The organism is Marinobacter zhejiangensis, assembly GCF_900114775.1.
Lineage (GTDB): Bacteria > Pseudomonadota > Gammaproteobacteria > Pseudomonadales > Oleiphilaceae > Marinobacter > Marinobacter zhejiangensis.
Window position 1 is genome coordinate 559982 of sequence record NZ_FOUE01000002.1, and the last position, 16719, is coordinate 576700.

Genomic DNA, 16719 nt, shown 5'->3' on the forward strand with positions numbered 1-16719 from the left:
TTTTGAAGAAGTTACAACCAACTTGTGTTGAATTCATGGAGAGCTACATGACTGAAGAAACCATTTCCGATAAGAAAATTCTGCCGGCCTTCCTGATGTGCTTTTTCCTGGGCTGTTTTGGTGTTCACCGTTTTTACGTCGGCAAGATCGGGACTGGTCTTTTGCAGATTCTGACCCTGGGTGGCCTGGGTATCTGGGCCTTGATCGACTGGATCATGATCATTGCCGGCGCGTTTTCCGACAAGCAGGGCAACAAGCTGAAAGAGTGGACCTGAGCCCTCGCCACTCAATGTAAAGCCGGGCCAATCCTCTTTGCCCGGCTGTCATCCGCCGGCAACTTGCCGGCGGATGCCGTTATCGCCATTTAGCTTACTGGAATGAGCTACCTTTCAACCCACACAAGAATCGTGACAATGACGACAGACACCCCCGAGGCCAGTGTGGCCCAACCGGCCCAGTCCATCCCGGTTCCCGAACATTTTCCCCGTAATGAACCCGTCAAGTTTTCCGGCCAGGCCGGGGAGTTTTTTGGCATCTGGTTCGTAAACAATATTCTCACCTGGATGACTCTCGGGATTTATTCTGCCTGGGCCAAAGTCCGTACCCTCCAGTATTTTTACGGCAATACCGAAGTGGCCGGAGGTTCGTTCAATTTCACAGCAAGCCCGCTGAAAATTCTTCGCAGCCGTATCATCGCATTCGCTTTGTTGGTGCTGTTTATCGTTGCTGACAACAGTCCGGCGGACTGGGCGCTTTATGTCTACGTGGGCTTTGTGGTGGTGTATCTCGCGCTGGCGCCGGTGTTGACGGTGCTGGTGATGTCGTTCCAGTTGCGTTATTCGGCCTGGCGAGGCATCAATTTCCGCTTCAACCAGGATTACCGGGGCGCCTACCGGGTTTACCTGCCTCCATTTACGGTGTTGCTGTTACTGGCCGGAAGCCTGATGCTGCCGGTGTACAGTGAGGAGGTCGAGCAGTTCTTTGGTCAGGACACTATGGCGTCTGAGCAGGCGGAGGAACAGCCGGAGGAACAGCCGGCACCGCAGGCGGAGCCTACGGACGACCCGCTGGCCCCACCCGCCAGCGACAGTTCGGCCATGCCGAGTGGTAAGTCCTCTGAACCGACAAGTGCCAAGCTTTCCGCGACGGGTGGCCCCCAGGCGCCAACGACAGGCACGGAGGAACGTTCGAAGAGTAAGGTCCTGGGTGGGCCGCAGAAGCAAGGCACTAACGGGGCACCCGATAAGGAAGTCGTCCTGGCGGATGGCGGGAAAGAAAGCCTGTCTCTGGAAGAAGAGCTGGAGGAGGTGAATCCTTACCTGTTTATTCCGGCGCTGGTTCTGCTGCTGGTCTTTCTGGGGCTGTTGCCGTACTTCGATTTCATCAGTCAGCGTTTCCTGGCCCGCAATGTGCGGTTTGGAACGGCGGAGGTCAGCTATACCGGTGAAGCCAAGGATTACTACGTGATTTACTGGCGCTGGATGCTGGCGACAGCGTTGCTGGTGACTCTGTGGGTGTGGTTCGCAGCGTCTGACTTCGATATTGGCGGCTTACTGGTACCGTTGATTATCGCAACGGTGCTGTACATGCCGTTGTCACGGGCTTATCTGAAAAGTCGCCGATACAACCTGTTGTTTGGCAAGTGCTCCATTGACCAGGGTAAGTTCCACCTGAACGCCAATGTGCCTTTCCTGAAGCTGGCTTATGTGCTTATCACCAATACCCTCATGGTGACCATCACCTTCGGCCTGATGACAGCCTGGGCGCAGGTGCGTACTGCACGGACCATCCTGGAAAGTATGTCGCTTGATGTAAATGCGCCGTTGAATCAGTTCGTGGCGGCTCAGGACAAGGAGCAGTCTGCCTTTGCGGAAGAGGTGGCGGACGTGTTTGATATTGATGTGGCCTTCTAAGGCCGCATCAACCAGTAAGGAATCAGCAGGATGCGAAAATCCCTCAGCGGTTTTTACTACGATGGCCAGAGCTCCCATCGCCAGGCTTGCCGAATGTATCTGGTGGATGGCGGAGCTGTGCTCTTTGAGGGTATTTCCCTGCCGCCCATGAGCTTCTCCGAACTCAAGGTGCCGCCCCGTATAGGCAACACCCCACGCACGCTTGGGTTGCCGAACGGTGGCTTCTTTGAAACCGGTGACAATCGCCAGCTGGATGAGATGGTCCGTGACGGTGGCGGTGGCGGGTTCACTATCCACGGCATGGAGCACAAGCTGCGCTATATCCTGCCGTTGCTGGTGTTGTGTGTGGCTGTGGTTTACCTGACGGTGACCCAGGGTATTCCATACCTGAGTGAACGGGTGGCCTATCAGCTGTCGGCAGACTGGTCTGAGGAGCTGGGCGAGTCGGTGCTCGACCAGTTGGACGGCATCTACTTCGGGCCCTCCGAGACGCCAAAAAGTGTCCAGGCCGACTACCGGGCTCTGCTGGCCTCAGCGGTACCTGACGACAGTGATTTTAGCTATACACTCTACTTCCGCGATGGCGGGCTGATTGGGGCTAACGCCTTTGCTTTGCCGGATGGTTCCATTGTGGTCACGGATCAATTGTTGGAGATGGGCGCGAGCCAGGACGAAGTGCTGGCGGTTATGCTCCATGAAATTGGCCATGTGGAGCACCGTCATTCGTTGCGTGCGCTGCTGGAAAGTAGTGGCGTTGCCATTCTGTTTACGCTGATGACCGGAGATGCCGAGTTCGTTCAGGACTTTGTCGTCGCTTTGCCGCCGTTACTGTTGCAAGCAAAATTCTCACGTACCCATGAGTGGGAAGCCGATACCTATGCCCTTGAGCGGATGCAAGCGGAAGGGATGGACCCCATTCACTTTGCCACGGTCATGGAAAAGCTTTCTGGTGAGGAACCGGATCAACAGCAAGAACGGGAACAAGAATCGCAACAGGAAGGCTCCCAACCTGAAGAGGTGGCAGGCAAAGGCGGTAAGGAAGATGCGGGGCGGGACGATGAGGGCTCAACCGGCGCCCGGATGCTGGAATACCTGTCTACCCATCCGCCCAGTCGAGACCGGATTGATCGGTTTCGCCAGGCCTCTGAGGCCGCGGCAGGTTAGCTTGGAACGGTTCTGGAGACCGCCACCCTGGTGTCAGCGTGGCGGTTTTTTATGGTTGGGGATTGACCGCCAGGGCGAGCTCTATTCCCTCGGGCGTCCCGGTGGCCATGATCCGCTGGCCAGTGACCTGCTCAATCAGTTGGCGGTTGGTGTCGGCATGCAGCGACAGTTTGCCGGTGGAGAATCGCCCGCCTCCGGCAACCAGCATTGGCAGCATGACCTGGTCGGCCAGGTGTTCGCATAGCACCGCAGGTGCGGCAAGGTAACCGGAGACGCGCTTCGCCAGCCGCTCCGCGATGGTTTCCGCCTTGATCCGATGCTCGCCAAGCTCCGAGAAGTGGGCACGGACGCCCCCAAAATCCAGGGCATGGCTGAGCAGATTGCCGGCGCACAGGGCCTCTGGGAATTCCCGCTGGAACTGGCTGCCGCTGGCCGGGTCCAGCTCCTGGTAGCGGGCCAGCTCCCGGTCTGCCACGCCCCTGCGGATGTTGCTGGCATAGGCGGTCACCGTACTTCCCGACAACGCCGGGCGCGTCACCAGTTCCAGCGGCTTTAGGGTGGACGGGCTGATATGGGCCACCCACTCGCCACCACCAGCCGGATGGTATCCCCATCGCCCTGTTTTGATGGTGACCTGAGCCCCCATCTGGCGCATCAGCGGCAGGAACGCTTCTTCCAGAAACGTCAGCGGGGGCGCCCAGGGGTTATGGGTGCCGCCGGTAAAGCGCACGGTGGACGGTGCGTCGGCCTGAAGCAGCGGCAACAGGACGGTCTGGAACACCAGGGTTGTGCTGCCGGCATTGCCCACGTCGAAGTGGTAGTCACCACCCCGGACGGCCCCCGGCTTGAAGGTCAGGGACTCCGAACGCAGCTCGGCGCCGGTGGCTTGTCCACCGCTGATGGCCTGCGCGGCTTTCACGCAGGTCAGATGTTGCCGCAGCAAGCCGGGCTTGGGGCGTTTATTGCGGATGCGGGTGATGGATACTGGTAATCCATACAGCAGTGCCAGGGTAAGGCTGGTGCGGAGGATTTGTCCTCCGCCTTCGCCCATTCGGCCGTCAATTTCAACGCTCTGCTTTGTCATGTTCATCCTTTTACGCAGACCACCTGCTTCAGGGTATGGATAACTTCCACCAGGTCATCCTGAGCTGCCATCACCGACTCAATGTTCTTGTAGGCGGACGGGGTTTCGTCTACAACCGCGGCGTCCTTTCGGCACTCGACATCCCGTGTCGCCTCGGCATGCTCTGCGACAGAGACCCGCTTCTTGGCTTCGGTCCGGGACATTACCCGTCCGGCGCCGTGGCTACAGGTGCAGAAACTCTCGGCATTGCCCAGTCCGCGAACAATGAAGGAGCGCGCTCCCATGCTTCCCGGAATGATGCCCAGTTCACCTTCCTTGGCAGACACTGCGCCTTTGCGAGTCAGCAGTACATCTTCGCCATAATGGTGCTCGCGGCTCACGTAGTTGTGGTGACAGTTCACCGCCTGCAGCTGCCCAAGCACGGGCCGGCCCAGTACGCCGGCCACGGCTGCGAGCGTCTTTTCCATCATGAGCTGACGGTTGATGCGTGCATAGTCCTGAGCCCAGCCGACGGCTTCGATGTAGTCGTTGAAATTGTCTGAGCCTTCCGCCAGGTAGGCCAGGTCCTTGTCCGGCAGGTTGATAAACCAGCGCTGCATGTCCTTCTTGGCCAGCTCAATGAAGTGGCTGCCAATACGATTTCCCACGCCCCGGGAGCCGGAATGCAGCATGATCCACACTGCCTGGTTCTCATCCAGACACACCTCAATGAAGTGGTTGCCGGTCCCCAGGGTTCCCAGGTGGTTCACATTATTGGTGTTTTTCAGCACCCCATGCTTGTCGGTGAGGCGGTTGAAGCGCTCGGCCAGCTCCCGGTTCCAAGCGTTGGCGACCGTGTCAGGAAGCTCACCCCACGCGCCTTTGTCCCGCTTGCTGCGTGTTGCAGAGCGACCATGAGGCACCGCTGCCTCAATGGCGGAACGCATGGGTGCGAGGTTGTCTGGGAGGTCGCGTGCCGTCAGGTCGGTCTTCACAGCCATCATGCCGCAGCCGATGTCGACGCCAACCGCCGCCGGAATGACTGCGCCCAGGGTGGGGATGACAGAGCCGATGGTGGCGCCTTTGCCCAGATGAACGTCGGGCATAGCTGCCACCCATTTGTGAATAAAGGGCAGGGACGCGATGTTTCGCAGCTGCTGACGAGCCTGGTCCTCAAAGGGAACCCCCAGGGTCCAGCTTTTGATGGGGACGCCTTTGTCGACGTTCGTGACTTCGTAAGCCATGGTGTAAATCCTTATTGGTTTGGTGTCACCGTGACAATTCCAAATAAGGTGCCAACTTTTCCTATTCTTTTAATATATTGATAATAAAGGAATTGTGTTTTATTTCTTGTTTTTGTTTACATAAAAAATTATCGAAAAAGATCACTGTGGATCGTTAACGATTTGTGATGTCCTCGAAAGTCAGGTCGAACTTGGCGAGCATCTGCCGCAGGCGATGAGAATCGTTGGTGGAACGTTTTTTGAGTCGTGATCGGTCGAACAGCTTGCGCCCCGCTTCTGACAGGGAGCGGCTTTCATGGCAGATTTCGATGATTTTCTGGAGCTGCCACTGGTCGAGCAGGTCAATATCCTCCAGTTGGCTGTTGTCCAGGTACTCGGTCAGGTCAATTGCGGTCTGGCGGACTTCGGGGTTTGCCATTGCTTGCCACTGATGGCTGAGGCGGGCGATCTCGCTGTCAACATTGGTTTCAGTAATGCGTCCGCCATCCGCCAGGGTGGTCATGCGCTGTATCGCTGCATTAAGGTCGCGGAAGTTGCCGCGCCAGGTGGCGTCAGGCCGGTGGGCGAACGCGAGGAACTGTTGCCGGGCCGCTTTGTTGAAGCTGACTTTATGGCCTTGCTGGGCTTCTGCCTGTCGCAGTTCGTAGTCCAGGTTGGGCTCGATGTCTTCACGGCGATCTTTCAGGCCCGGGAGTTGGTAGCTCCACAGGTTGATACGAGCCAGTAAATCCTCCCGGAAGCTGCCTTGCTCCACCTGTGCGTGGAGGTCTCGGTTGGTGCCGGCGATCAGTTGGAAGTCGCTTTCCTGAGGGGTGTCGGAGCCTACGGCGTAGTAGCGTTTTTCTTCAATGGCGTGGAGCAGCATGGCCTGTTCATCCAGGCCCAGTTCGCCAATCTCATCCAGAAACAGCAGTCCGTTGTTGGCTTTTGAGAGCAGGCCTTTACGGGCTTGCTGTGCGCCCGTAAAGGCTCCCCGGGTGTGGCCAAACAAGGCGGACATGGCGCTGTCCCCGCGAAGGGTGGCGCAGTTCACCGCGACAAAGTCACCCCGCACCAGGCCTCGTTTGTGTTTGAGTTCATAGATCCGCTTTGCCAGGTGCGATTTACCTGCCCCGGTGGGGCCGGTGATCAGCAGTGGGGCAGACGAGCGGATGGCCACCATCTCGATCTGCTGGATCATCTGGTTGAACGCCGGGTTGCGGGTGGCGATGCCGGACTTGAGGAACTCCGTGCCTTCCAGGTGCTGGCCGCGGAATCGGGAGCTGATCACATCGTACTTTGAGAGATCCAGGTCGATCAGTTGGTATCGGCCGGCAGCCTTCTGTTCGCCTCGTGCTGGTGATGTTTGCAGCAGTTCAGCGGGAATGTAGTTGGCTTCGCACAGCAGGAACCAGCAGATCTGGGCGACATGGGAGCCGGTGGTGATGTGGAGTAGATAGCGCTCTTCCTCAGGCTTGAAGGGGTAGTGCTCGGCAAAGTCCAGCAGGGTGCTGTAGACGTGCTCGAAATCCCAGGCATCTTCGAAGTTGAGTTCAGACAGTCGCACTTGGGTATTAGGGGATACCGTTTCGATGTCCGCGCCCACGTTGTTGGCAAGGCGGCTGTCGCGGTGATCGTGGAGTATCTCGAAGCGGTCTACCAGCAGGTCGTCCTGCATGCAGATGCCGACGGAGGGGCGCCAGGTATCCCATCGCTTGATGCCCTTTCCCTTGTGGTCCATCACTGAGCCGAGTAACCCGATCACAACGGTTTTCATACGATCCTTTTCGATAAATATGGATTTAATACGATCATTATTGTTGTTCGTTGATTCAAAAGCAATTTTTGATTGGTTTCCGTTTTAAATAATAAAGTTCTTATAAAACAACTGGATAAATTTTATTTTCCCGGTCTTAAGATGATTTGGCACAGAGGTTGATAAAGCCAGGGGGAATGCAGCGATGGCCTCGGGCTCTGGTTCATTCACCAGACCGGCATTGGGCTAGTAAGTCTGGATGTACCGCCGATGTATTCACCTGGTTTGTTAGCTCAGTGGTAGAGCAACCAGCCAAGGCTGGTGTGTCGCAGGTTCGACTCCTGTGCAAGCCTCCTGGTAAAGCCTTCGGGCTGGGGTTCGACTCCCCCTAATTGACAGAGAGAGGAGCAAAGCTCCAAAACGGCGTGAATTCCGGCCACATCGGTGGTCGGCCAGTAACGTCAACGCTGATGGGCTGAGAGCCTGGCCACGTCCCTGGTGGCAGGGCTGAGCGCTGGAAGCTGGCGAAGCCGGTTTCCAGCGTGTCCAGACCGGTCGGCCAACCCCTGAGTATCCGGGCCTGTTATAGCTGGATGGTGCTTGGGTTGCCCGCTGGAGACGGCAGACGGGTTCGCCCGGGAATGAGCCAGGCTCCCCCCATCGGTCCTTATGAATGGATAGATGAGTAGTTAAAGGAGAATCGAGATGTTGGGTGTTGTGAAAACAGTACTGGTTGCAGACGACGAGCGGGTTTTGCTGTTCCGGGATCGTCAATTCGAGCGGGTGTTGCAGCCTGGCCGCTATCGCTTCCTGAAGCCGGGGAGCCGGTTCTCCTTTGAGGTACTCAAGCTTAATCAGGTTTACCTGGCTCATGACCAGCTGGAATTGCTGCTTAAGAAACCGGAGTTCGCCCGTCATGTCGAGGTGCGCCGTATGCAGGAAAACGAGGTGGGTGTGGTGTACGTGGAAGGTGAATTGCACCGTGTGCTGGAACCGGGGGAACGGCTGGTGACGTGGAAGGACGTATCCAATGTGGACCTCAGGGTGTTCAGTCTGGACAAGCTCGCTCCGATTGCAGAGCCGCTGCTGTCGCACCTCCTGCGGGCCGGATTCGAGCGCACAGCCCGTGCCTCCCGGATCGTTCATGCGGTGGTTCCTGATGGTCAGGCAGGTCTGTTGTTCGAGAACGGAAGGCTGGTACAGACGTTGGCGCCGGGGCGCTATGGCTACTGGGCGTACAACCGGGATCTTCAGGTTCAGTTGTATGACCTGCGGTTGCAGATGGTGGACGTGGCGGGGCAGGAAATCCTGACCCGGGACCGGGTCAGCCTGCGCATCAACCTGAATGCCGTGTACCGCCTGGTGGACGTTGAGATGGTGGCGGCCCGGCTGAAGGACGCAGCAGATTTCATCTACAAGCGTCTGCAGTTGGCGCTGCGAGAGGTGGTGGGTACCCGCACTCTGGATGAATTGCTGGCGGACAAGAACCTGGTGTCAGAGGTGATTTACAACGATAGCTACGAGACGCTGAAAGGGTATGGCATTGAGCTGGATCGGGTCGGTGTGAAGGATATTATTCTTCCCGGCGAGATGAAGGAAATCTTGAATCAGGTGGTCCAGGCCCAGAAAGCGGCGGAAGCAAACCTGATCAAGCGGCGTGAGGAGACAGCGGCCACCCGTTCTTTAAGCAACACCGCCAAGATGATGGAGAAAAACGCTGTGCTGATGCGGCTCAAGGAGCTGGAAACCCTGGAGCGGGTGGTTGAGCGAATTGATCGCATCAGTGTTTACGGTGGTCTGGATTCGGTGATGAACGACCTGGTCCGTCTGACCGACGACCGGCCGGATCGGGCATCGTAGCAAGGAGAAGTCGACATGATGGAAAAGCGCATTCTGGAAACCCTGGAGCGGATTGAGTGGGAGCACGATGTTGAGATTCTCTTCGCCTGCGAATCCGGCAGTCGGGCCTGGGGGTTCGCTTCCCCGGACAGCGATTACGATGTTCGCTTCATCTACGCTGGAGGCCTGGGCCGTTACCTGAGTGTGGAGAAGCAGCGTGATGTCATAGAACTGCCCATTGTGGATGAGCTGGACGTTAATGGGTGGGATGTAACAAAGGCGTTGGCGCTGCTGAGGTCAAGCAACCCGACATTGCTGGAGTGGCTGCATTCACCGGTCGTCTACCGGTGCAATGAGCAATTTCTGGCCGATATGCGGCGGCTGTCGGAGCGGGCGGTGCGGCCAAGGGCCCTGTGCCACCACTACCTGTCGATGGCGGGTAACGAATGGCGCAACAAGCTTCAGCGTGGAACGGTCACGGCCAAGCGCTACCTGTACGCCCTGCGCACTCTGTTGTGTGCCAGATGGGTGGTAGAGCGTAGCACCATTCCGCCAGTAGCATTCGAGTCGCTGTTGGCGAAAATGGTGGACAACGAGTCACTGTGGCATGCCGTCAATAGCCTGCTGACGGCGAAAGCGGGCAGTGAGGAAAAGGCACGGATGCTACGCCATCCGGTACTGGATACGTTCATTGCAGAGACGCTGGCTGAGCTTGAGGGCCGGATTCCTGACTCCAGTGACAGACTGGAGGCGGCACCGTTCGACTCGCTGCTAATCAAAACGTTAGGGGCCCTTTGAGGCCCCTTTTTCCTGATTTTCTCCAGTTTATCAATTATAGAGCAACCTACGTATCCCCTTGGTCGTGCTTTGCTGCTAGCCTAATGGGCTTCTGTCAGTGGAGTTGTCGATGCCGGTTTTGGTCCAGGCCCTGGTGCCCGTGTTTGCCCTGATCATGATGGGGTACCTGCTCCGTCGCTGGAACTTTCCAGGGGAAGGCTTCTGGCTGCAGGCCGAGCGATTTACCTACTACGTTCTGTTTCCGCCCATGCTGGTGTACAAGTTGGGGCAGGCCCGCATACCGCCATCCGCCTATGGCGACGTTTTTGCCCTGGTGGTGGGGATGCTGTTGGCGATGACCGTTGTGCTGGTGGTTGTTCGTTTTGTTTGGCGATGGCCCGGCCCTGTCTATTCTTCGGTGTTCCAGGGCGCGTTGCGCTTCAATTCCTATGTGGCGCTGGCGACAGCCGGCATCCTGCTCGGGGATGACGGACTGTCGATGATGGCGATTGTGGTGGCGGTAAAGGTGCCGCTCATCAATCTTCTATGCATCCTGATGTTTTCCCTCGTGGCCAGGCAGGAACCGGTTCGCTTCAAGCCGGTATTCAAGGCCATTGTGACCAATCCGCTGATCATTGGCTCTGTGCTGGGGGTTTTCTGGAGCTACTTTGAGATTGGCTTCCATCCGCTTCTGGCTGGTGTCCTGGCTCCGCTCAGTAATGTTGCCTTGCCGCTGGGGCTGATGACCGTTGGAGCAGGATTGCAGCTTAAAGCCCTGCGTGGCGCCTCGACACCCTTCCTGGTGTCGTCGGTGGTTAAATTGGTCGGATTCCCGCTGATAACCGTCGGACTGGGAATGCTGCTGGGGATCGATGGGCTGCTATTGCAGGTCGGAATCCTGCTGACTGCCTTGCCCACCGCCACATCGGCTTACATCCTTGCTCGTCAGCTAGGCGGAGATGCCCCCTTGATGGCGGGCATCATCAGTGGCCAGACCCTGCTGGCCATGGTTTCCATTCCTTTAATGTTGGGCTTGTTCTGGTAGGCAGCTCAGCACAGCTGTGGCCATTGACTGCTGGAACTCTAGGTAGCCAGTGGCGCTGCTGTCGATGTCGGATGCCAGTGGATCCCAGGTGGCCACTCGGATATCGATGCCCTGCGTAATCGAGTGCCACCACTGCCGGTTGAACTGCGGTTCTGTCAGCAGACAGGGCGATGGGCTCGCCTTTAGTTGCTGTTGCAGTTCTGCCATGTGGCGGGCGCCGGGTGATCGTTCCGGGTTAAGGGTCAGAACGCCGGCAATCTCCAGACCATAGTGTTCGGCAAATCTGCGAAATGCATCGTGATAGGTAAACAGGCTGATGCCCTGGGCGGCAGCAAGGCGAGCCCGGATGTCCAGCTCCGTTGCCTGAAGGTTCGATTCAAACCGGGCCAGGTTTGCGTCCAGTACGTTTGTATCGACCCCTGGCAGTTGCGCGAGTTGATCATGGATGTCGTGAGCCATGGTCAGGGCGAGCTCCGGGTCAATCCAGATATGAGGGTCTTCGCCGTCGCCGTGATCATGGTCATGGTGGCCGCTCTCTTCATGTGCGTCATGCTCGTCATGGTATACGGCGGCGGGCTCGTGACTGTTCTCGGTGTCATGGTCGTCGTGATGGCCGTCTTCGCTTGCCTTTGCAAGAGCAACCTGGCGTCCGCTGAACTCCTCTCCGGCGAGCAGGCGAACCAGAAACGTCTCCATGTCCGGCCCTACCCAGAAAATCCGGTCGGCCTCTTCCAGCAGCCGCCGTTGAGAGGGGCGCATCTGATAGGTGTGTGGGCTGGCGCCCGGCGGTACCAGTGAGGTGACTTCGGTTTTGTCGTCTGCAATGGCCCTAACCAGAAGCTCCAGCGGCTTAAGGGAGGTGACCACCTGAAGCTCGGCGGCCTGGGTGTGTAGGCTGGTTAGTGCGCCGGCGCTGGAAATAAGGGCGGCGGCAAGGGTCTTGGTGAAACGCATGGTGATCCAGGGCTTTTGAATTGGAATGTTATAATATAACCAAATGGGGCGTTGGGGAAGCAACCCCTTATACGTTTTCCTGTCCTGACCGGTATAATGCGGGGCTTTCCGGGACCGAACGCGGGTCCCATCAAATACTGGTCCCATTAACATTAACATTGGCAGTCAGACAGGATATATAAATGACCGTACGCACCCGAATCGCGCCGTCGCCCACCGGTGATCCCCACGTTGGAACAGCCTATGTGGCCCTGTTCAATCTGTGTTTTGCCCGTCAGCACGGTGGCCAGTTCATCCTGCGCATCGAGGATACCGATCAGACCCGGAGTACGCCGGAGTCCGAGCAGGACATTCTCCGTGCCTTGCGCTGGCTGGGGCTGGATTGGGATGAAGGTCCGGATGTTGGTGGTCCTCACGGCCCTTATCGCCAGTCGGAGCGTAAGGATTCTTATCGCCAGTATGCGATGGATCTGATTGAGAAGGGGCATGCGTTCTACTGTTTTCGTACGCCAGAAGAGCTTGATGTCATTCGTGAAGAGCGTAAGGCCCAAGGGCTGAACCCGGGCATCAAAGGAGATCTGGAGCTGCCGGCAGAGGAAGTTCAGCGCCGCCTTGAGGCTGGCGAACCGTATGTTATCCGGATGAAAGTGCCCGATGAGGGGACATGCGTTATCAATGACATGCTCCGTGGCACCATCGAAATCGACTGGTCCCAGGTAGACTGCCAGATTCTGCTGAAGTCTGATGGCATGCCAACCTACCACCTGGCGAACGTGGTTGATGACCATGAGATGGCCATTACCCATGTATTGCGTGGCGAGGAGTGGATTAACTCCGCACCCAAGCACAAGCTGTTGTACGAGTATTTTGGCTGGGACATGCCTGAGCTGTGTCACCTGCCATTGCTGCGTAACCCGGACAAGAGCAAGCTGTCCAAGCGCAAGAACCCCACCAGCATCAATTTCTATGAGCGTATGGGTTTCCTGCCTGAGGCAGTGATCAACTACCTGGGGCGTATGGGCTGGTCCATGCCGGATGAGCGTGAGAAGTTTTCCATCAATGAGATGATTGAGAACTTCGATATCCAGCGAGTTTCCCTGGGCGGGCCGATATTTGACGTGGAGAAACTGCGTTGGCTGAACGGCTTGTGGTTGCGGGAAGATATTTCCGACGACGAGTTTGTTGAGCGGCTACGCGGCTGGTGGTTCAACGAGGACGCTTTGCGCGCCCTGATCCCCCACGTGAAGGGGCGGGCGGATGTGTTCAGTGATGTGGCGCCGATGGCGGCATTTATGGTTTCTGGCATGCTGGAGCTTACGCCTGAGCAGTTCGCTCACAACAAGCTCGAGGAAGGGCAGGTCAAGCGGGTGCTCCAGTTTGCCCTGTGGCGGCTTGAAGCTCAGCGCCACTGGAGCAAGGAAAACATTTTTGCTGACATCAAGGAGCTGGCCAAGGCCATGGACCTTAAGATGGGTGAGTTCATGTTCCCGATCTTTGTGGCTATTGCCGGTACTCCGAATTCCTGGTCGGTTATGGATTCTATGGCGCTGCTTGGCCCGGACATGACGCGCGCTCGTTTGCGTCATGCTCTCAATGCCCTGGGCGGGTTTTCCAAGAAGGAAACCAAGAAAGTAGAGAAGGAGTTTGCGGCGCTGTAAGGGCTGGTCAGGCTCTGCAGCATGCGTTGGTCGGTATGAACGCCTGAAAAGCGCTTTTATTTGATCGCTTTTTGACTGATTTGGGTGCTTTTTAGGCGAATTTCATCTTCTTGAAAAAAATGAAAATAAAGGGTTGACGGCATAGGGGTCGATCCTTAATATACGCATCCGTTGAGGGGCCATAGCTCAGCTGGGAGAGCGCAACACTGGCAGTGTTGAGGTCAGCGGTTCGATCCCGCTTGGCTCCACCAATTTCTAGTCCCCTTCGTCTAGTGGCCTAGGACTCCGCCCTTTCACGGCGGCAACAGGGGTTCGAACCCCCTAGGGGACGCCAATACGGCTTGACGGTTTAGTCCACCGGAAAGCCATCAAAAAAACCGCCTTCGGGCGGTTTTTTTGTGCCTTCAGAAAAGTGCTGGAATTCGGCGTTGTGTTCGTAGTGTGATCTGTAATCAATACAGGCGGCAGGCAGGAGAGTGCCCGTGGCCGATGTTCCGGCCAGAGCCCTCTGAAGGGCTGGAAGGGGCAAGGGGAGAGAATCGAAGGGTATTAGGGTGCTGGATCAGCGGATAGCGATAGCGCCCTTGCCAACGCCTTCGTAGGCTTTGACTCGAATGCTGTCTTCGGGGGACTCCACCTTACACTGGTCGGCAATGTGGGCAGCGATGAGCTCAACCGTCGTGTCGGTATCGAGCATGTACACCAGGTCTTCGGGCAGGGTCAGGCTGAATTCACCCTGGTTGGCCTCGTAGTCGAAGCGGATGTAGCTCACCCCGTCGGCATCCACGAAGCGAGTGGTGATGTCCTCTTCAGAGCCTACGTAGATATCTTTCCAGCGTTCTGCCCACTCCCGCTCAAGGGTGTGGTCCCGGTGGTGGTTGCGGTCGATACGGATGGGGGAGCGGTGGCCGTGGGCAATGCGTTGGCAGTTGCCCAGGTGTTTTTTCAGGCCATGGACGTAGTGATAGTACGGGCCTTCAATCACTTCTTCGCGCAGGGTAATCGCGATATCAATGACATTCGCCGGCAGCACAGAGTGCAGCTCCTGCTGGAGTAGGGCGGCAACGGCTGAAGGCACGACTTTGTCAGCATCCAGCCAGACGATCGCTTCCTGGGGGGAGTGATGGTCAATGTAACGGCCGCAGGTCAGTTGCCAGCGGAAGCTGTCAGGCTCATCCTCGTTCAGGATCAGGCCGCTGTATTGAGCGGGGATGACCAGACGGTGATCCACTCTCTCGTCAATAACCTGTTTGATGGTGCGCTTGACGTTGCTGAAATCAAACACCATACCTTGTTCATCCAGCTCCCCTCCGAGCACGACATCCACAATCCAGCTTTCGCCCACCAGGCCGCGACTTGCATCCAGATACGCAAAGTCGATGACAGTCAGGTTATCCACGAAAAGATGGTTCATCAGGGTGAGTCCGGTAGAGGGTGTGCTTGATTGACCTGCGGATTCTAGCAAAAATCCCTTGCATCTAGGGAGTCCCTGAAGGGCTCCATCGTGTGCCGGGACTGCAAGTTACTGGTAATTCCTTACCCATGCCTATGGAGAACACCGATCATTGTGACTGATTTTCGTGCTTTGACGCCGGTTATTGTGCTGGCGGCTGGTGCGTCCGAACGGATGGGGCGGTCAAAACAGCTGCTGGGTTGGGGGCAGGGGTGCCTGTTGGACCAAGCTGTCGCGCTGGCCCGAAACCTGAGTTCCGACGTAGTGGTGGTGGCTGGGGCGCGTTATCCGGTTATCCGCTACCGGGCGACCCGGTCACCGAGCCGCTGGGTGGTTGCCGCGGATTGGCATAAAGGCATGGGCGCGTCGCTGAACGCTGGGCTGCGATCCCTTCCCGCCAGGTGTCGGGGGGCGTTTGTCATGGTGGCGGATCAGCCTGTGCTGGCGCTGGAGGGGCTTCAGGCTCTGGCGGATGCGGCAAGGGCCGAGCCGGGTCGGCCGGTGGCTGCGGACTACGGTGGGCGCCCTGGTGTGCCCGCTTATCTGCCAAGGGCGCTATGGGCTCAGGTCAGCTCGCTGACGGGGGATCAGGGCGCCGGGGCCATTCTGAATAGGGTCAACGCCCGGCGTATCCGGATTGCCGGGGTTGAACTGGACCTGGACACACCGGCGGACCTGAAGGCGCTACGCGGCAGATAGACGGGATGGGATTAGCCAAACAGCCCTGAAAGCCAGGCGATGCCCAGGGTAAACACGCTCAGGCTAACGGCAAGGCCTACGGTGTAGAGGCGCGATGTAGCCGCCCGTTGTTGGGACACGTACAGGTCGATGGTGCGTTGGGCGATGTCTTCCGCCGTTTCCCGTGAAATTTCATGAGCCTGCTGAATGGCTTCCGACTGCAGGGTTTGCCAGAACTCGGTGTCGATGGTCTGGACGCTGGTGATGTGATCCTTCAGTTCGGCCAAGTGTTCGCCAGTGAAGCCGCCTTTGCCGGACAGGTCCCGCTTCAGATCTGCCAGTTCCCGGCTGAGGCTCAGGTTTACTTCAGCCGCGACGTCATCTCGAAGGTGCAGGGTGCGCTGCTCCACCAGATTTTCGACGGCATCCAGTCGCTGTTCCAACAAGGCATCGTGTTTCTTCCCTGCCTCATCCAGAGCGCGCTTGAGGTGGTCGAACTGCTCGTCAAATAAAGAACTCAGCAATTCGTGGAGGCGGTTGTTGATGTGGGTTTTAACCGCAGAGCGTGCAATCTGTTCAATCAGTTCGCTGGTCAGCGGAATGGCAGTACCGGCAGATCCCGATGCCGATTTGGCTTCGATGTCCAATACGCTGTCGTTCGGTAGCTGCACGCCGTCGCCATCATTGATGGGGCCTTCAAGGGCGGACAGGGAGGGGGCTTCCGGTAGTGTGCCGCCCTGGACATCGTTTGCCAGCTGATCCAGTACGGAGGCGAGCCCATCGTCCTGAGGTGGCTTGGTGAGGATGTTGTAAACGCCAAAATTGCGGGCTTCCTCCATGAACGTCTGTGACTTTTTCGACGTGCACATAATGATGGGGATGCCAGCCGTATCCGGGTTACCCTTGATGGCCTTGGTGGCTTCGACGCCGTTCATGCCGGGCATGAGGTGGTCCATAAAAATGACGTCAGGGCGATCGTTGTTGTTGAGGTAGTCCAGGGCCTCTTCCGCGGAACCGGCCATGTTTACTTCCATTTCCCGGCTTTCCAGCAGTTTGCTCAAGGCAAAGCGGGCCACCTTGGAGTCGTCAACCAGAAGTGCATTCTTGATCGCCATGATAGAACCTCTACCTGTTACAGCTTTGTGTTAATCGCAGGTATACCCGGTTTTCCATTACGGAAGTTTGCTTCCCTGCAC

At 57.4% G+C, this 16719-nt stretch carries 14 protein-coding genes and 3 tRNA genes; 11 read left to right on the forward strand and 6 right to left on the reverse strand.

The window, feature by feature from the left end:
* Positions 1–47 precede the first annotated feature (47 nt).
* The 3 genes from BMZ67_RS18765 (at position 48) to BMZ67_RS07925 (ending at position 3077) form a co-directional block, all read left to right on the forward strand.
* Entirely contained in the window at positions 48–275 is a 228-nt protein-coding gene (locus BMZ67_RS18765; protein ID WP_092021411.1) for a TM2 domain-containing protein, read from the forward strand.
* A gap of 138 nt (positions 276–413) precedes the next feature.
* Positions 414–1913, forward strand: a complete 1500-nt coding sequence (locus tag BMZ67_RS07920; RefSeq protein WP_175481870.1) for a YjgN family protein — start codon at positions 414–416, stop codon at positions 1911–1913.
* 30 nt (positions 1914–1943) lie between these two features.
* A complete protein-coding gene (locus BMZ67_RS07925; protein WP_092021415.1) occupies positions 1944–3077 on the forward strand; it encodes a M48 family metallopeptidase in 1134 nt (377 codons plus the stop codon).
* A gap of 49 nt (positions 3078–3126) precedes the next feature.
* On the opposite strand, the gene rtcA is transcribed toward BMZ67_RS07925, so the two are convergent.
* The 3 genes from rtcA to rtcR all read right to left on the reverse strand — a co-directional run bounded on the left by rtcA (position 3127) and on the right by rtcR (position 7140).
* Positions 3127–4161, reverse strand: coding sequence for an RNA 3'-terminal phosphate cyclase (rtcA, locus tag BMZ67_RS07930; RefSeq protein WP_092021418.1), 1035 nt, complete (start codon positions 4159–4161; stop codon positions 3127–3129).
* Between the two features lie 2 nt (positions 4162–4163).
* Entirely contained in the window at positions 4164–5393 is a 1230-nt protein-coding gene (locus tag BMZ67_RS07935; RefSeq protein ID WP_342713324.1) for an RtcB family protein, read from the reverse strand.
* A 145-nt stretch (positions 5394–5538) separates the two neighbouring features.
* Positions 5539–7140 (reverse strand): RNA repair transcriptional activator RtcR, encoded by a 1602-nt coding sequence (gene rtcR, locus BMZ67_RS07940; RefSeq protein ID WP_092021422.1) that lies wholly within the window; start codon positions 7138–7140, stop codon positions 5539–5541.
* Between the two features lie 261 nt (positions 7141–7401).
* Here rtcR and BMZ67_RS07945 point away from each other — a divergent pair.
* The 4 genes from BMZ67_RS07945 to BMZ67_RS07960 all read left to right on the forward strand — a co-directional run bounded on the left by BMZ67_RS07945 (position 7402) and on the right by BMZ67_RS07960 (position 10780).
* Positions 7402–7472, forward strand: a tRNA-OTHER gene (locus tag BMZ67_RS07945).
* Between the two features lie 352 nt (positions 7473–7824).
* Positions 7825–8979 (forward strand): slipin family protein, encoded by a 1155-nt coding sequence (locus BMZ67_RS07950; protein ID WP_092021424.1) that lies wholly within the window; start codon positions 7825–7827, stop codon positions 8977–8979.
* A 15-nt stretch (positions 8980–8994) separates the two neighbouring features.
* Entirely contained in the window at positions 8995–9756 is a 762-nt protein-coding gene (locus BMZ67_RS07955) for a nucleotidyltransferase domain-containing protein (RefSeq protein WP_092021426.1), read from the forward strand.
* Between the two features lie 109 nt (positions 9757–9865).
* Positions 9866–10780: an AEC family transporter gene (locus BMZ67_RS07960; protein WP_092021428.1), complete on the forward strand. Its 915-nt coding sequence runs from the start codon at positions 9866–9868 to the stop codon at positions 10778–10780.
* On the opposite strand, the gene BMZ67_RS07965 is transcribed toward BMZ67_RS07960, so the two are convergent.
* Complete coding sequence (locus BMZ67_RS07965) at positions 10757–11734, reverse strand: zinc ABC transporter substrate-binding protein (protein ID WP_092021430.1); 978 nt, start codon at positions 11732–11734, stop codon at positions 10757–10759. The genes BMZ67_RS07960 and BMZ67_RS07965 overlap by 24 nt on opposite strands.
* Before the next feature lie 182 nt (positions 11735–11916).
* Here BMZ67_RS07965 and gltX point away from each other — a divergent pair, with 182 nt between their 5' ends.
* The 3 genes from gltX to BMZ67_RS07980 all read left to right on the forward strand — a co-directional run bounded on the left by gltX (position 11917) and on the right by BMZ67_RS07980 (position 13726).
* A complete protein-coding gene (gltX, locus tag BMZ67_RS07970; RefSeq protein WP_092021432.1) occupies positions 11917–13392 on the forward strand; it encodes a glutamate--tRNA ligase in 1476 nt (491 codons plus the stop codon).
* 175 nt (positions 13393–13567) lie between these two features.
* Positions 13568–13643 (forward strand) — tRNA-Ala (locus BMZ67_RS07975).
* 7 nt (positions 13644–13650) lie between these two features.
* Positions 13651–13726: transfer RNA gene (locus BMZ67_RS07980), tRNA-Glu, on the forward strand.
* A 228-nt stretch (positions 13727–13954) separates the two neighbouring features.
* Here BMZ67_RS07980 and BMZ67_RS07985 read toward each other — a convergent pair.
* Positions 13955–14806 carry a 6-pyruvoyl trahydropterin synthase family protein gene (locus BMZ67_RS07985; RefSeq protein WP_092021434.1) on the reverse strand — a complete coding sequence of 284 codons (852 nt, stop codon included), beginning with the start codon at positions 14804–14806 and terminating at the stop codon, positions 13955–13957.
* A gap of 153 nt (positions 14807–14959) precedes the next feature.
* Between BMZ67_RS07985 and BMZ67_RS07990 the strand changes: the two genes are divergently transcribed.
* Positions 14960–15544: a nucleotidyltransferase family protein gene (locus tag BMZ67_RS07990; RefSeq protein ID WP_092021435.1), complete on the forward strand. Its 585-nt coding sequence runs from the start codon at positions 14960–14962 to the stop codon at positions 15542–15544.
* A gap of 11 nt (positions 15545–15555) precedes the next feature.
* On the opposite strand, the gene BMZ67_RS07995 is transcribed toward BMZ67_RS07990, so the two are convergent.
* Positions 15556–16638 carry a response regulator gene (locus BMZ67_RS07995; RefSeq protein ID WP_092021437.1) on the reverse strand — a complete coding sequence of 361 codons (1083 nt, stop codon included), beginning with the start codon at positions 16636–16638 and terminating at the stop codon, positions 15556–15558.
* Positions 16639–16719: the final 81 nt, after the last annotated feature.

Bases quoted from the DNA above. Each gene is read 5' to 3' on its own strand.
- BMZ67_RS07995 (WP_092021437.1), bottom strand. From the start codon at position 16,638: ATGGCGATCAAGAATGCACTTCTGGTTGACGACTCCAAGGTGGCCCGC.
- gltX (WP_092021432.1), top strand. From the start codon at position 11,917: ATGACCGTACGCACCCGAATCGCGCCGTCGCCCACCGGTGATCCCCAC.
- BMZ67_RS07960 (WP_092021428.1), top strand. From the start codon at position 9,866: ATGCCGGTTTTGGTCCAGGCCCTGGTGCCCGTGTTTGCCCTGATCATG.
- rtcA (WP_092021418.1), bottom strand. From the start codon at position 4,161: ATGACAAAGCAGAGCGTTGAAATTGACGGCCGAATGGGCGAAGGCGGA.
- rtcR (WP_092021422.1), bottom strand. From the start codon at position 7,140: ATGAAAACCGTTGTGATCGGGTTACTCGGCTCAGTGATGGACCACAAG.
- BMZ67_RS07950 (WP_092021424.1), top strand. From the start codon at position 7,825: ATGTTGGGTGTTGTGAAAACAGTACTGGTTGCAGACGACGAGCGGGTT.
- BMZ67_RS07985 (WP_092021434.1), bottom strand. From the start codon at position 14,806: ATGAACCATCTTTTCGTGGATAACCTGACTGTCATCGACTTTGCGTAT.
- BMZ67_RS07925 (WP_092021415.1), top strand. From the start codon at position 1,944: ATGCGAAAATCCCTCAGCGGTTTTTACTACGATGGCCAGAGCTCCCAT.
- BMZ67_RS07920 (WP_175481870.1), top strand. From the start codon at position 414: ATGACGACAGACACCCCCGAGGCCAGTGTGGCCCAACCGGCCCAGTCC.
- BMZ67_RS07965 (WP_092021430.1), bottom strand. From the start codon at position 11,734: ATGCGTTTCACCAAGACCCTTGCCGCCGCCCTTATTTCCAGCGCCGGC.
- BMZ67_RS07955 (WP_092021426.1), top strand. From the start codon at position 8,995: ATGATGGAAAAGCGCATTCTGGAAACCCTGGAGCGGATTGAGTGGGAG.
- BMZ67_RS18765 (WP_092021411.1), top strand. From the start codon at position 48: ATGACTGAAGAAACCATTTCCGATAAGAAAATTCTGCCGGCCTTCCTG.